This is a genomic window from Caulobacter flavus (genome assembly GCF_003722335.1).
GTDB classification, from domain to species: Bacteria; Pseudomonadota; Alphaproteobacteria; order Caulobacterales; family Caulobacteraceae; genus Caulobacter; species Caulobacter flavus.
In genome coordinates this window covers 2216650-2230865 of sequence record NZ_CP026100.1, presented here as the reverse complement: position 1 = coordinate 2230865, position 14216 = coordinate 2216650, and the positions used below count along the sequence as shown (strand labels likewise).

The window sequence follows — 14216 nt, the reverse complement described above, 5'->3', positions numbered from 1 at the left end:
CCTCATATAGGACGGCTTCGCATTTCTGTAACGCGCGCGACGACAGTAAGGTCGACAGCCGAGGCTCCAGCCGCCAGCAGCGCCCGCGCGCATCCCTCTGCGGTGGCTCCGGTCGTCAACACGTCGTCGACCAGCAGAACCCGCTTTCCCTCGATGAGCGGCCGCTTGGCGTCGGGCACGGCGAAGGCGGCGGCGACGTTGCGGCGACGCCCGTCGGCCGACTTGCCGCCCTGGCTGGCGGTGTCGCGTTTCCTGACCAGGGCGTCGGCCAGATACGGTCGCCCCGCCGCCCGGGCCAGAGGGCGGGCGATCTCGGCGGCCTGATTGTAACGGCGGCGCAGAAGCCTGGCGCGGTGCATCGGCACGGGAACCACCGCCTGGGCCTCGTCCAGCAGGTCCGGGGCGGCGCGCGAGATCCAGCGAGCGAACAGGCCCGAAAGATCGGTGCGGTCGGCGTGCTTGAGCTTCAGCACCAGGTCGCGCGAGTGTTCGTCGTAGAGGCAGGCGGCGCGCGCCCTGGCGAAGGCCCTCGGCTGGGCCTGGCACAGCGCGCACAGCGGCTCGCCCTGGTCGAAGGGAAAGGGCGCGCCGCAGCCGTCGCACACGGGGCCGTCGAGAAAGACGATGCGGCTCCAGGCGCCGGCCGACAGCCCCGGCGTCAGGGCCGGCTCGCCGTCGAAGGCGCGGGGCGGCAGGATCAGGTCCAGCAGCCCTCTTCCGAGGCCCATCAGGCGTGGACCGGGTTTCCATCGGGAGAAGGAATCGCCATGTTCCGCCCGCATGACCAGTTCGCCTCTCCTCTTCGACCGCGATCTTCTCCGCGCTCGCCTCGATCGCGCCGCGCCCAACTTCGGCCAGGCCGGTTTCCTGAAGGCGCGCGCCGCCGGTGACGCGGTCATGCGGCTGGAGGCGATCCTGCGGCAGTTTCCGGTCGCCGTCGATCTCGGAAGCCGAGACGGCGCTTTCCGCCAGGCGCTGTCCGAGAGCGACGCCGCCGCCAAGATCGGCCTCCTGATCGACACCGACCTGTCGGCCCGGATGCTGGCAAGACGCGACGGCGCCACCGTCGTCGCCGACGAGGAGCGCCTGCCGTTCGGCGACGAGACGCTGGACCTTGTCGTCTCGACCCTGGCCCTGCACTGGACCAACGACCTGGTCGGCGCCCTGATCCAGATCCGCCGCGCCCTCAAGCCCGACGGCCTCTTTATCGGCGCGCTGTTTGGCGGGGCCACCCTGACCGAACTGCGCCAGTCGCTGATGGCGGCCGAGGACGAGATCGCCGGCGGCGTCTCGATGCGCGTCTCGCCCTTCGCCGACACGGTGGACGCCGCGGGCCTGCTGCAACGCGCCGGCTTCACCCTGCCGGTGGCCGACGTCGACCGCGTGAAGGTGCGCTACGCCCACCCCATCGCCCTGCTGCAGGATCTGCGCCGCATGGGCGAGACCAGCGTGCTGCTCGACCGCTCGCGCAAGCCGCTGACCCGCAAGCTGCTGTTCCGGGCGCTGGAGATCTACCAGGAGCGCTTCGCCGAGGCCGACGGCCGCGTGCCCGCCACCTTCGAGATCGTCACCGCCACCGGCTGGGCCCCGCACGACAGCCAGCAGAAACCGTTGCGGCCCGGCTCGGCCAAGATGCGGCTGGCCGACGCGCTGGGGGTGAAGGAACAGCCGGCGGGCGACAAGGCGGGGTAATTAGACCCTCTCCCCGAAGGGGGAGGTGTCGGCGAAGCCGACGGAGGGGGCAGATGACCTTTGGGCCAACAACCTTCTGAACGGCAGCGGAGACTTCCCCCTCCGGCCCTCCGGGCCACCTCCCCCTTCGGGGGAGGGTCTCTAGCTCACCACGAACGTCGCCGCAGCCCGCGCCCTGGCGTCCCTCGCCGGCCCGACCACCACCGCGCCGTCGCGGTGACCCAGATAGCCGCCGTCCGACGCCTGGAACGACACGCCCCTACCGGCCAGGCCCTTCACGCGCTTGAAGACCGCGGCCCTGTCGCCGGACGCCGCCGGCGCAACGACCACCTTGCCAGCCTCGACCCGCAGCATGTGGCCCGGCCGCAGGATCGGCTCCAGCGTCACCGTTCCGGCCGGTCCGGCCTTCTGGCGCAGCTGCGTCGCCGCCAGCGGACCTTCGCCCACGCCGACCGCCTCGCCCTCGACGCGCAGGAACGCGCCCGACCGGTCGAGTGGCGAGAACCGGTCGGGGATTTCCCCCGCCCCGGCCGGCACGCCGAAATCGAGCGTCCCGTCGGCCTTGTAGTAGAGGCGCTGCACCCGCGTGTGGCGGTTGGGATCGAACAGCGGGTTGCCCTTGATCGCCTTGTAATCGCGGCCGTGGAAGACCAGGACGTCGCGACCCTGCTCGTCGACGGTGAACGAGTTGTGGCCCGGTCCCCAGACGCCGGTCTCCTCGGACGAGACGAACACGGGCTGGGGCGACTTGGTCCACGACGCCTCGCTCATCAGGTCGGCGTCCGCGTCGGCGGTCAGCAGGCCCAGGCAGTAACGGTCGTCGGTGGCGCTGGCCGAATAGGCGATGAACACGCGGCCGTTGCGGATCAGCACCGCCGGCGCCTCGGCCACCTTGAAGCCGCGCACCTCCCAGTCGAGCGTCGGCACGGTCAGGCGAACCGGCGGCCGGCCCAGGGTCAGGGGCGTGGCCAAGGGGGCGAGGTAGAGGTTGCTGTTGGTCTCGATCCCCGGCTCCTTCTGCGCCCAGCAGAAATAGCGCACGCCCTTGTGGTGGAAGATCGTGGAGTCGAGGTTGAAGCTGTCCCACGGGGTCTGCACCTCGCCCAGCAGGCTCCAGGTCCCGGTAAGGGCGTTCCTGCCGTCGCAGCGCAGCACGTAGGTGCGGATGCGGAACGGCTGGCCCTTGTCGCCGGCGGCGAAGTACATGTGCCAGGCGCCGTCGATCCAGTGCAGTTCGGGCGCCCAGATATAGCCGCCCAGCTTGCCTTCGGCCGGCCGCCGCCAGATCACGGCCTCTTCGGCCGAGGCAAGCCCCGCCAGGGTGCGCGAGCGGCGCACGATCAGCCGGTCGTATTCGGGCACCGAGCCGGTCAGGTAGTAGTAACCGTCCGAATGCCTGAAGACCTGCGCGTCGGCCCGCTGGCGCACGACCGGATTGAGCAGCGGCGCGGCTGGCGCGGCGGCCAGGGCCTCGCCGGCCAGGCCGCCCAGACCCACGGCTCCCGCGCCGGCCAGCAGGATGCGTCGCGAAGGCTGGGGGTCGAAATTCGTCACGGTCGTTTCCTCAAACGCTTCGCGCCTGCGCGCAATTTGTCTGAGTTAAAGCACATCCCTTAGCCAGGCGACCAGTGGAAGGTCGGCAGGCGGCATGTCGTAGTCCGACAACTTGTCGGGCTTCACCCAGGCCATGGCCTTGTGCTCCTTGGCCGTCACCTGCCCTTCCCAACGCCGCAGCAGATAGAGCGGCATCAGCAGGTGGAACGTCTCGTAGGTGTGCGAGGCGAAGACGAAGGGGGCCAGGCAGGCCTGGGCGACGGTGATGCCCAGCTCCTCGTGCAGTTCGCGGATCAGGCACTGTTCGGGCGTCTCGCCCTTCTCGACCTTGCCGCCCGGAAACTCCCACAGGCCGGCCTGCGACTTGCCCTCGGGCCGCTGGCAGATCAGCACCCGCCCGTCGACGTCGATCAGGGCGGCGGCGGCCACGAGAACGATGGGGCGATCGGCGGGAAGGGCTTCGGGCGAGGGAGGCGGCGTGCTCATGCCCGATCCATCGCGGGCTTTGCCGGGCTTGGCAACGCCTTTGGCGGCAACTCCCCGGGCGCGACGAGCGTTGCCGAGGGAGCATTCGCGAGGAGAGACGCCATGTCGCTGGACGATCGGCTGGTGAAGAGCGGCGACCTGATCGGGGTCGCGGTCACCGACCCCAAGGGCCACAAGCTGGGCGTGATCCGCGAGGTCTTCGTCGACCGCGACGCCGGCGTCGGCCGCTACGTCGCCGTCGAGCCTGCCGGCCTGTTCACCGGCGGCAAGTACCACCCCCTGCCCTGGCGCATCCTGACCTTCGACGACAAGGCCGAGGCCTACGCCACCGACCTGTCGAAGGACCGGTTCAAGGACAGCCCCGCCTACGACCGCGACCAGCTGTCGAAGACGTCCTACGGCTGGGCCGAGCAGGTCGAGCGGTATTTCGAGGGGTGAGACCCGCTAGCTAACGAGGTCTGTGAACTTCCGCTTTCTCGCCCGGCAATGAGACATGTACCGGCTCACGAAAACGGGGACGCCCTGACTTTACTATATATCCTTCAATGACGATTTTCGGCCTTCGTCCTTCAGGAGCCCGGCAACGAAACGTGGTGGCAGAAGCTGCTCGATGCCCTGTGGGGGTCGGCTGGGCATATACAGACCACTCTACCTTCATTGATCTAAGTGGCGGATCGTTGCCCACGACCTCAACACGAGGCGCAACCCAACATTTACGTGGAGAAAGGACTCGCACCCGCGTCATAGCGAAATTGAGATTTCCTGGATTGACGATCGAAAGACTTATGGTCAGCCAATCGGGACCCACCCGGTCCAGAGTTGCGGTAAAAATCGGCAAATTCTCGGAGGATCGCCGCTTTACTTCACGCCATTGCTCCAATCGATTCCAAATGCCAAGTACAAGACCCGCTAGCCCGACAAATCCTCCAATAACTTGCCAGTTCATGGAACCTCAACCGCACCACCACAGGGCGAGTGTACGTTTCTAGTGGATACCACTGGCAAGATTGGCCCTACCCCACCTTCACCGAGCCCAGCACCGTCTCCACTTCCGGCAATTCGGCGGCGAAGTAGTGCTCGCTCGGAGCGATGTAGAGCACGACGTAGAGCTTGCCGCCGACCTCGGCCACCTGGGCCGCGCCGGAGATGTCGAGGCCTTCCTTGGTCTTGGCCTTCAGGTCGAACCGCAGGCCGTCGGCCGAGCCGACCTTGGCCGGACGCAGGTTGTCGGTCTCGACCCGCTGGTATTCGAGGGCCGCGACGCTGTCGGTGACGAACTCGACCAGCTCGGTCGGGGCCATGCCAGCGCGATAGGTCGGGGTCGGACGCTCCTTGGCCATCGGCTTGACCATGAACTCGCCCGGCGCGAGGCCGTCGGTCACATAGAGGCGGTTCAGCAGCGGACCGTCCATCGACAGCAGGCGCACCTTGGCCGGGCGGGCGTACATGATGGCGCTGACGTCCGACCATTCGTGGCCGAGGGTGACCGTGGCCGCGCCCACCTTGTAGGGGCCGGCCGGGGCCGAGGTGACGCTGACGCAGGCCGACAGGCTCATGACCAGGGCGGAGGCCGTCAGCAGGCGCAGGGTGTTCGTGCGGATCATGTCGCGCTTCCTTCGGAGAGTTTCTTGAGGCTGGCCTCGACCAGCCAGCGGTCCTGCGCCTGGGGCGCACGGGCGAGATAGGTTTCGTAGGCGGTCTTGGCGGCCGCGCGGTCGCCGGCCTGCAGCGACAGGTCGCCCAGGCAGCGCCAGGCGGCGATCGGCGCGTCGGCATGGGCGCCGGCCTCGGCATAGGCCTTGCGGGCCAGCTCGAGGTCGCCCTCGCCGCGCCGCTGACGATAGGCCTCGGCGCGGTAGAAGGTCAGGACCCCGAGGTCCTCGCCCTGGGTCGACAGCCGGTCGATCAGGACCAGGCTCTGGCCATAGTCGCGCCGGCGCAGGTCGTCCTTCAGCCAGACGGCCAGATGCGGGCGGATCATCGCCCGATAGGCCTTGCGATCGGATGTCGAGGCCTTGACCGGGCTCTTGGCGGCCATGTCGTCGAGGGCCTTCACCCGCTCGACGCTGAGCGGATGGGTGTTGAAGACGTTGGGCCGGGCCTGCTGCTCGCGCACGCGCTTGAAGCTGGAGGCCTCGGTCTCGGCCATCAGCGAGCGCCAGATGGCGGCGCCGGCGGCGGGGTCGTAGCCCGCCGCGACCGCCCGCTTGAAGCCCAGGGCGTCGGCTTCGCTCTCGTTCTCGCGCGAATAGCCGAAATAGGCCGCCAGCTGTCCCAGATAGATCAGGTCGCTGACGGCGCTGGCCGCGCGCATGATGTCGGTGGCCCCCTGGGCCGAGCCCGCGTTGACGGCCGCGCCGGCGGCGGCGACGGTCACCACGGCCTGCAGCACCATGGTCGCGCCCAGCCTCGCCTTCAGCGAGCGGTAGGACTCGATCGAGTGGTTCTCCGAGAAGTGACCGATCTCGTGGCCCAGCACATAGGCCAGCTCGTCCTCGCTCTGCGCCCGCAACAGGACGCTGGACCAGACCTCGCCGTAGCCGTTGGCGGCCATCTGGGCGTTGAAGAACGGCCGGTCCATCACATAGACGCGGATGTCGCCCTGGTACTCGGGCGCCAGCTTGGCGATGATCCCGGCGACATAGGCGTTGAGGGCCGGATCGCGGTTGCGCTCGGCCGACTGGCGGGCCGCGAGTTCGGCCTTCTCCGACAGCGCCCAGATGCCGCCCTCGTCGGAGGTCTCGGCCGGGCGCAGGTGCGGGGCGCGGGGTTGGGCGCCCGCCGGCGCCGCCGCCAGGACGGCGGCGGCCAGCAGGGCCAGGCCCTTCGCCCGCGGGCGAAGGACGCGGGGCATCAGAGCGGCGCGTCCTTCAGCAGGGCCTTGGCGAAGGTCTCCGCGCCCTCGGGCGAGCGCATGTCGGAGTCGGTGCCGGCCATGGCGACGTTGAACCACACCACCTTGCCGGTCTTCAGGTCGATCAGCGAGGTGAAGGCGTATTGCTGGGCCATCGGCAGGCCCACGCCGAGCAGGGCCGCGCCGACCATGGCGGCCTTACGCCCGCCGCTGGAATAGGAACCACGACCCGTGGTGAACAGGGCGTAGTCGGCGTCATAGGTCTGGGCCAAGCTCTGCGTGCCGGCGCCGAGCGTCCAGTCGAAGCTCTTCTTGGTCGGCAGTTTGTAGAGGCCGTAGTTGAAGCCGCGGATCGAGTCGCCGACGGCTTCGTGCAGGCGCAGCAGCTGCAGGGCGCGCTGGTCCTCGACGCTGGCCGGATCCAGCGAGCGGAAGACGTGCGACTTGGCGGTCGCGGCCTCTTCCAGTTCGCGCTTGATGTTGGCGCGGGCCTGGCTGGACCAGTCGGCGCGCGCTTCCTGCAGGCCGGTGACCGTCAGCAGGCTCAGCTCGATGTCCGGCTGGACGATCAGGATCTTGGCGCCCGCCGCCGGCTTGGTCGGCGCCTTGTCGGCCAGACGGGTGTTGGTGGTGGTGCAGGCGGCCAGAAACAGGCACGCCGTGATGGCGACGCTACGAAAAACGGACACGGATGAGCCCCCAGATATGCCCCCGACTGTTTCACCCCCGAAACAGTCAAGCTCTAGATACCGACGCTACACCGGTTCGTCGAGGGCAATCTTAGCGAGAGCCGCACCCAGCGCCTCCACCATCTCAACGGTGGTCGCCCACGAGCACATGAAGCGGGCCGAACCGTCCAGGAAGCGATAGACGAACCACCCCTCGCCGCGCAGGCGCTCGAGGGCCGCGTCGCTCATCGTCACGAAGATTCCGTTGGCCTCGACCGGATGGGCGATCGGATAGGGCATCAGGTCGGCCAGCTTGCGGGCCATGGCGTTGGCGTGCGCGGCGCGGGCGGCCCACGGCCCGGTCCCGCCGTTCTCGTCCAGCAGCCCCAGCCACGGCGCGGCCAGGAACCGGCCTTTGGAGATCAACTGTCCGGCGTGCTTGATCCGCGCGTCGAGACGGCGGCGGTGCTCGGGGTTCAGGAACACCACCGCCTCGGTCGGCGTCGAGCCGGCCTTCGTGCCGCCCATGACCAGAAGGTCGACGCCCAGCCGCCCCACGGCCTTGAGGTCGAAGCCGGCCGCCACGGCGTTGGCCAGCCGCGCGCCGTCCAGGTGCACGCCGTAGCCTTTGGCCTTGACCGGATCGACCAGCGCCTTGAGGGCCGCCTCCGAATAGACCGTGCCGTACTCGGTGGCCGTGGTCAGTGACAGGGCCGCCGCCGGCTGGCGGTAGGAGACGTCGGGCTGGGCCAGCGCCTCCTCCAGCGCCGAAAGCTCGATCTTGCCCGAGGCGCCCGGCAGGCCGATCAGCCCCACGCCCTGGCCGAAGAAGCCCGGCGCGCCGGTCTCGTCGGTGCAGATGTGGGCATGCTCGTGGGCCAGAACCGCCTCGTGCGGCGAGGCCAGCAGGGTCAGGGCGAAGGCGTTGGCGGCCGTGCCCGACGGCATGAACTTCACCTCGGCGTCGACGTCCAGCGCGGCGCGGATGCGCTCGCCCGCCGCCTGGCTGACGTGGTCGCTCCCGTAGCCCGACGCCGTACCGGCGTTGGCCGCGAGCAGCGCCTCCATCACCTCGGGCATGGCGCCGGCGACGTTGTCGGAAGCGAAGTCGTAGCGGGCGATGGTCATCGGCGGTCACTCGGAAAAGGAACGCCGCCTCGATGCCGGGGCGACGCCCTCTTTTCAAGCGTTAAGCCGCCAGGAGATCAGGGCCACGCGGTTCTCGGCAGATGGACCGGCGACATCCACCAGCAGCCGCTTGCCAGGCAGCAGCCTCGGCGACGCCGCGCCGCGTTCCATATGCTTGAAGTGGTCGGCGACGCTCTCCGCGCGCTCAAGCCGCAGGTCTCTCAGTCCCTGGCGCAGTTCGGCGTCGTCGATGTAGCCGACGATGCTCACGTGGTCGTTGCGGCGAGGATTCGGTCGGCGCCGGAAGGCCTCGACCGCGGCCTCCAGTTCCTTGTCGCCCTGGCTGGGCGTGCTTGCGCCCGGCTCGAAATGGATCGCTACCGGCTTGCTCCAGGCGGCTTCGGCGTCGGCCAAGGCCGGAACCGCGACCAGCCCGGCCGTCCCGATCAGAAATGTCCTGCGCTGCATCATGCCTCCCCTTCACGGTGAAGGTCGGGCGCGCGCAACCTGACGTCAAGTCACCCCCGTCAGGCGGCCGGCGCCGCCCGCAGCGCCCGGATCTTCGGCCACAGCATGTTGACCGCCAGGCCGGCCAGCACCAGGCCCGCCGCCAGCAGCTTCCAGGCCGGCAGTCCCTCGCCCAGCACCAGGGCCGAGGCGCTCATGCCGAACACCGGCACCAGGAGGGCCATCGGCGTGACGGTGGCGGCCGGGTGACGGGCCAGCAGCCAGCCCCAGGCGCCGTAGCCGAACATGGTGTTGCCCACCGCCTGCCACAGCACCGCCAGCCAGGTGCCCAGATCGGCGCCGGCCACGCCCTTGACCATGGCCGGCCAGCCTTCCAGCCACAGGGCCATGACCAGCAGCGGCGGGATCGAGAACAGGCTGGCCCAGACCACGTAGCCCAGCATGTTCACCGGACCGGCCTGGCGCGCGACGATGTTGCCGCAGCCCCAGCTCAGCGCCGCCAGCAGGCCAAGGCCCACGCCCAGAGGCGTGGCCGAACCGCCGCCGTGCAGGGCGATGATCAGGATGCCCGCGATCGCCAGCAGCAGGGCGACCACCTGGAAGCCGCGCACCCGCTCGCGGTTGATCTGCATGGCCAGGGCGATGGTGAAGAACACCTGGGTCTGCAGGATCAGCGAGGCCAGGCCCGGCGAGATATGGCCCTCCATCGCCACGAACAGCAGGCCGAACTGCCCCGCCCCGATCAGCAGGCCATAGCCGGCCAGGTTGAGCCACGACACCGCCGGCCGCTTCACGAAGAACACCAGCGGCAGCAGCACCAGGGTGAAGCGCAGGGTGGCGAAGGTCAGCGGCGGCAGGTGGTTCAGCGCCTGGCGGATGACCACGAAGTTGGTCCCCCACACCGCCACCACCGCCAGAGCCAGCAGGAAATGGCGAAGCGGCAGGGAACTGGGCATTGGGGACACTCCTCGAACGGCCCCTAACTAGGCCTTGGCGGCGGCCGGGGAAACCGTTCGGCGGCCCATTTTTGCCCGGGCGCCCGCGCGAAGGCCCGGACCACGCGATCGAGACGGACGAAATCCGCTTCGTCCGACCACTGAGTATTCGCGGATCGAGACCACAGTAAATGCGACCGCAACCACTGTGACGCGCCGATGAAGTTTTCGCGAAACTCGATGTCGCACGGTCAAGTTTAGCACCTCGTTAGGCGTGAAACCGTCATTCCCCCTCGCGAGTGGAGGCGTATTCCGATGTTCACCTTGCGCGACACGGTTTCTTCCCTGACCCCGGCGCGGGCGGAAGACCTGGGCAAGACCCTGTACGAGCGGTTCCGTGAGGAGCCCGACACCCTGATCATTCCGGTGCTCGACGCCGACGACCGGCCCGTGGGCCTGGTCGAGCGCAACGCCTTCTTCCTGCGCATGGCCGCCGAGTACGGCCGCGCCCTCTACGCCAACCGTCCCATCGAAGTGCTGATGGACAACCAGCCGCTGGTCGTCGAGGCCGACGTCGAGCTGGCCGCCTTCACCAACGACAGCCTGTCCTATCGCGCCAGCGACCTGCTGCGCGGCTTCATCGTCACCGACGGCGGGCGCTATCTGGGCGTCGGCACGGTGATCGGCCTACTGCAGGCCGCCAGCGAGACCAACCGCCGCAACCTCGACGCCCTGGCCTCGGCGAAGGCCGACGAGGAGCGCGCCCGCACCTTCATGACCGCCGTGGTCGAGTCCATCCCGTCGATGGTGTTCGTCAAGCGCGCGTCCGACCAGAGCTACGTCCTGCTCAACCGCGCCGGCGAGAAGATCCTGGGCTATTCGCGCGAGGAGATGATCGGCCGCACCGACGAGGCCTTCTTCGATCCGGTGCAGGCGGCGATCTACCACGCCCGCGACGCCGAGGTCGTGCGCTCGGGCGAGGTCAAGGTCATCGAGGAGGACCTGATCCCCCGCAAGGACGGCACCACCGCCATCCTGCGCACCAAGAAGATCGCCATCCTCGACGGCGACGGCCGGCCCGAATACCTGCTGGGCGTTTCGGAGGACATCGCCGAGCGCAAGCGGGCCGAAGCCCAGATCGCGCGCCTGGCCCACTACGACCCGCTGACCGAACTGCCCAACCGCCTGCTGTTCCACAAGGATCTTTCCGACGCCCTGGCCCGCGCCGCGCGGCGCGAGGATCTGGTGGCCGTGCACTGCGTCGACCTCGACCGCTTCAAGGTGGTCAACGACACGCTTGGCCACCCGGTGGGCGACGCCCTGCTGAAGGCCGCCGCCGAGCGCCTGCGGGCGTGCGTGCGCGACGGCGACACCGTGGCCCGCCTGGGCGGCGACGAGTTCGCCGTGGTGCAGATGGGCCTGACCGACCTTTCGGGCGCCACGCGCCTGGCCGCCCGCATCGTCGAGGCCTTGGAAGCCCCGTTCGACCTGCTGGGCCATCAGGTGGTGATCGGCGGCAGCGTCGGCGTCGCCGTCTCGCCCGACGACGGCCTGGACTGCGACGAACTGCTGAAGAAGGCCGACATGGCCCTCTACCGCGCCAAGGCCGACGGCAAGGGCACCTTCCACTTCTTCGAACGGGCCATGGACGAGCAGTTGCAGGCCCGCCGGGCGCTGGAACTGGATCTGCGCCGCGCCCTGGCCGAGGGCCAGTTCGAACTGTTCTACCAGCCGCTGTTCGACCTCGAGGCCGATCGCGTCACCGGCTGCGAGGCCCTGCTGCGCTGGTTCCATCCCGAGCGCGGCATGGTCTCGCCCGGCGAGTTCATCCCGCTGGCCGAGGAAATCGGCCTGATCGGGGCGCTGGGCGACTGGGTGCTGCGCGCCGCCTGCGACGAGGCCGCCCGCTGGCCCGAGCACGTGCGCCTGGCCGTGAACCTGTCGCCCGCCCAGTTCCGCGACCGGCGCCTGGCCGCCACCGTCGTCCAGGCCCTGGCCGCCTCGGGCCTGCCGGCCGAGCGGCTGGAGCTGGAGATCACCGAGAGCGTCCTGCTGCAGGACAGCGCCTCGAACATGGCCATACTGCACGACCTGAAAGCCCTGGGCGTGCGCATCTCGATGGACGACTTCGGCACGGGCTACAGCTCGCTGAGCTATCTGCGCAGCTTCCCGTTCGACAAGATCAAGATCGACCAGACCTTCGTGCGCGACATCCTCGACGACGCCGACGCGCTGGCGATCATCAAGGCCGTCCTCGACCTGGGCGCCAGCCTGGGCATCACCACCACCGCCGAGGGCGTGGAGTCCGAGGAGCAGCTGCACGAACTGCGCCGCCAGGGCTGCGGCGAGATCCAGGGCTACTTCATCAGCCGCCCCAAGCCGGCCGGCGAGATCGCGGCGCTGCTGGGGGTGGCGGCGACCGCAGCGCGCGGGCTGTCGGAGGTGGTGGCGTTTTCAGCGCCGGCGGCGCCCCCTCAGTCGGCTTTGCCGACAGCTCCCCCAGTGGGGGAGCATTTCGAAGCCGCAAGCTGAGCGCCAAGAGATCCTCCCCCGCTGGGGGAGGTGGCCCGGAGGGCCGGAGGGGGCCGGCACGGCGGTCGGCCTGCCCGCAAACCCTTGCCCCTCAAGGCCCGCCTTGGGGCCCGCCCTTGACTTCGCACCTGCGATATACGATATGAGCGGCGCGCCAATAGGCGCTATCGGTGCTCCAGCCGCGTGACGGACCCCTCTGGGTTCAGCCTGTCGAGCGCCCTGAAAGCTTCTCATAGACCGCCCGTATCACGCGGGGCGCTCCCCACCGACCCGCCGCCAGGCGAGCCGTGCGAGGACCGCGCGCGCCGTCTCGCGACCGTACGAAAGATACGTCCGCAGTGACTCAATTCACCGACCTTGGCCTGGCCAAGCCGATCCTCAAGGCCCTGGCCGACAAGGGCTACACCCAGCCCACCCCGATCCAGGCCCAGGCCATTCCGATCGTCATGAAGGGCCGCGATCTGCTGGGCATCGCCCAGACCGGCACCGGCAAGACCGCCGCCTTCGCCCTGCCGATCCTGCACCGCCTGGCCGAGGACCGCCGTCCGGCCCCGCGCCGCGGCTTCCGCTGCCTGGTCCTGTCCCCGACCCGCGAACTCGCGACGCAGATCGCCGACAACTTCAAGGCCTACGCCGCCCACCTGGGCCTCTCGGTCGCCACCATCTTCGGCGGCGTGAAGTACGGCCCGCAGATGCGCGCCCTGGCCGCCGGCGTCGACGTGGTCGTCGCCACCCCGGGCCGTCTGATGGACCACCTGGGCGAAAAGAGCGCCACCCTGGGCGGCGTCGAGATCTTCGTGCTCGACGAAGCCGACCAGATGCTCGACCTGGGCTTCGTGGTGCCGATCCGCAAGATCGCCAGCCAGCTGCCCAAGGACCGCCAGAACCTGTTCTTCTCGGCCACCATGCCGGGCGAGATCGGCAAGCTGGCCGGCGAACTGCTGAAGAACCCGGCCTCGGTCTCGATCACCCCGCAGGCCACCACGGTCGAGCGCATCGACCAGTCGCTGATCTACATCGAAGCTCAGCGCAAGCGCCCGCTGCTGGCCGAACTGCTGGCCGATCGCGCCGTCGAGCGTTCGATCGTCTTCACCCGCACCAAGCGCGGCGCCGACCGCGTGGCCAAGTACCTGACCGCCGCCGGCATCGAGGCCGCCTCGATCCACGGCGACAAGACGCAGGGCCAGCGCGAGCGCGCCCTGGCCGCCTTCAAGGCCGGCGAGGTCAAGGCCCTGGTCGCGACCGACATCGCCGCCCGCGGCATCGACGTCAACGACATCAGCCACGTCTTCAACTACGAGCTGCCCAACGTGCCGGAGGCCTATGTCCACCGGATCGGCCGCACCGCCCGCAAGGGCAAGGACGGCGTGGCCATCAGCTTCTGCTCGGACGACGAGCGCAGCCTGCTGAAGGACATCGAGAAGGCCACCCGCCAGAAGATCCCGTCCTTCGACCGCCGCAACGACAAGGCCCTGGCGGCCGCCGCGGCCGTCGCCGACAAGCTGGCTCCGGCCGAGAAGTACGTCGACCCGCGCAAGGCCGACCCGCGCAACAACGTCCCGTCGGAACTGCGCCGCAAGCGCAACCGCAACGGCGGCGGCCAGGGCAAGAGCGCCCCGGGCAAGGGCGGCGGCGAAGGCCGTCAGGCCCAGGGTCGCAGCGACGGCCGCAACGGCGGGCGCGGCGGTCAGGGCCGCAACGCCCAAGGCGGCGGCGCCCAAGGGGGCGCCAAGCAGGGCGGCGACTTCCGCGGCCCCAAGCGCGGCGGCGGCGGCGGCATCCAGACGGTCGAGACCCGCTGGAGCCCGATCGACTGATCGTTCCGACATGACATGAGGATCGGCCGCCTTCCTTCGGGAAGGCGGCCTTTTCTTTGCGCCGTCGCCCGCACCTGCGGTC

General features: G+C 69.5%; 13 protein-coding genes. 4 read left to right on the top strand and 9 right to left on the bottom strand.

Annotated elements, in window-relative coordinates; translation table 11 throughout:
- Positions 1-2: 2 nt before the first annotated feature.
- Entirely contained in the window at positions 3-728 is a 726-nt protein-coding gene (locus tag C1707_RS10340) for a ComF family protein (RefSeq protein ID WP_240633906.1), read from the bottom strand.
- A gap of 52 nt (positions 729-780) precedes the next feature.
- Between C1707_RS10340 and C1707_RS10335 the strand changes: the two genes are divergently transcribed.
- Positions 781-1692: a methyltransferase domain-containing protein gene (locus C1707_RS10335; RefSeq protein ID WP_101715030.1), complete on the top strand. Its 912-nt coding sequence runs from the start codon at positions 781-783 to the stop codon at positions 1690-1692.
- Between the two features lie 141 nt (positions 1693-1833).
- On the opposite strand, the gene C1707_RS10330 is transcribed toward C1707_RS10335, so the two are convergent.
- Entirely contained in the window at positions 1834-3246 is a 1413-nt protein-coding gene (locus C1707_RS10330) for a glycoside hydrolase family 43 protein (RefSeq protein ID WP_240633905.1), read from the bottom strand.
- 45 nt (positions 3247-3291) lie between these two features.
- Positions 3292-3732, bottom strand: coding sequence for an 8-oxo-dGTP diphosphatase MutT (gene mutT, locus C1707_RS10325; RefSeq protein ID WP_101715029.1), 441 nt, complete (start codon positions 3730-3732; stop codon positions 3292-3294).
- Positions 3733-3834: 102 nt separating this feature from the next.
- On the opposite strand from mutT, the gene C1707_RS10320 reads away from it, so the two are divergent.
- Complete coding sequence (locus C1707_RS10320; protein WP_101715028.1) at positions 3835-4170, top strand: PRC-barrel domain-containing protein; 336 nt, start codon at positions 3835-3837, stop codon at positions 4168-4170.
- A 575-nt stretch (positions 4171-4745) separates the two neighbouring features.
- Here C1707_RS10320 and C1707_RS10315 read toward each other — a convergent pair.
- From C1707_RS10315 to C1707_RS10290, 6 genes are all read right to left on the bottom strand, one after another.
- Positions 4746-5336 (bottom strand): hypothetical protein, encoded by a 591-nt coding sequence (locus C1707_RS10315; protein ID WP_101715027.1) that lies wholly within the window; start codon positions 5334-5336, stop codon positions 4746-4748.
- Complete coding sequence (locus C1707_RS10310) at positions 5333-6586, bottom strand: M48 family metallopeptidase (RefSeq protein ID WP_101715026.1); 1254 nt, start codon at positions 6584-6586, stop codon at positions 5333-5335. Before C1707_RS10310 ends, C1707_RS10315 begins: the two co-directional genes overlap by 4 nt.
- Complete coding sequence (locus tag C1707_RS10305) at positions 6586-7275, bottom strand: hypothetical protein (RefSeq protein WP_101715025.1); 690 nt, start codon at positions 7273-7275, stop codon at positions 6586-6588. Before C1707_RS10305 ends, C1707_RS10310 begins: the two co-directional genes overlap by 1 nt.
- Before the next feature lie 66 nt (positions 7276-7341).
- Complete coding sequence (locus C1707_RS10300) at positions 7342-8382, bottom strand: beta-eliminating lyase-related protein (protein WP_101715024.1); 1041 nt, start codon at positions 8380-8382, stop codon at positions 7342-7344.
- Between the two features lie 54 nt (positions 8383-8436).
- Positions 8437-8853, bottom strand: coding sequence for a hypothetical protein (locus C1707_RS10295; protein ID WP_101715023.1), 417 nt, complete (start codon positions 8851-8853; stop codon positions 8437-8439).
- Between the two features lie 56 nt (positions 8854-8909).
- Complete coding sequence (locus C1707_RS10290; RefSeq protein ID WP_101715022.1) at positions 8910-9806, bottom strand: EamA family transporter; 897 nt, start codon at positions 9804-9806, stop codon at positions 8910-8912.
- Positions 9807-10100: 294 nt separating this feature from the next.
- On the opposite strand from C1707_RS10290, the gene C1707_RS10285 reads away from it, so the two are divergent.
- Positions 10101-12317: a putative bifunctional diguanylate cyclase/phosphodiesterase gene (locus tag C1707_RS10285; protein WP_101715021.1), complete on the top strand. Its 2217-nt coding sequence runs from the start codon at positions 10101-10103 to the stop codon at positions 12315-12317.
- Between the two features lie 338 nt (positions 12318-12655).
- Positions 12656-14134 (top strand): DEAD/DEAH box helicase, encoded by a 1479-nt coding sequence (locus C1707_RS10280; RefSeq protein WP_101715020.1) that lies wholly within the window; start codon positions 12656-12658, stop codon positions 14132-14134.
- The last annotated feature ends 82 nt before the right edge of the window (positions 14135-14216 follow it).

Excerpts from the sequence above, each read along its gene's own strand:
- C1707_RS10290 (WP_101715022.1), bottom strand. The coding sequence starts at position 9,806 with ATGCCCAGTTCCCTGCCGCTTCGCCATTTCCTGCTGGCTCTGGCGGTG.
- C1707_RS10320 (WP_101715028.1), top strand. The coding sequence starts at position 3,835 with ATGTCGCTGGACGATCGGCTGGTGAAGAGCGGCGACCTGATCGGGGTC.
- C1707_RS10315 (WP_101715027.1), bottom strand. The coding sequence starts at position 5,336 with ATGATCCGCACGAACACCCTGCGCCTGCTGACGGCCTCCGCCCTGGTC.
- C1707_RS10285 (WP_101715021.1), top strand. The coding sequence starts at position 10,101 with ATGTTCACCTTGCGCGACACGGTTTCTTCCCTGACCCCGGCGCGGGCG.
- C1707_RS10340 (WP_240633906.1), bottom strand. The coding sequence starts at position 728 with ATGGGCCTCGGAAGAGGGCTGCTGGACCTGATCCTGCCGCCCCGCGCC.
- mutT (WP_101715029.1), bottom strand. The coding sequence starts at position 3,732 with ATGAGCACGCCGCCTCCCTCGCCCGAAGCCCTTCCCGCCGATCGCCCC.
- C1707_RS10295 (WP_101715023.1), bottom strand. The coding sequence starts at position 8,853 with ATGATGCAGCGCAGGACATTTCTGATCGGGACGGCCGGGCTGGTCGCG.
- C1707_RS10300 (WP_101715024.1), bottom strand. The coding sequence starts at position 8,382 with ATGACCATCGCCCGCTACGACTTCGCTTCCGACAACGTCGCCGGCGCC.
- C1707_RS10335 (WP_101715030.1), top strand. The coding sequence starts at position 781 with ATGACCAGTTCGCCTCTCCTCTTCGACCGCGATCTTCTCCGCGCTCGC.
- C1707_RS10310 (WP_101715026.1), bottom strand. The coding sequence starts at position 6,586 with ATGCCCCGCGTCCTTCGCCCGCGGGCGAAGGGCCTGGCCCTGCTGGCC.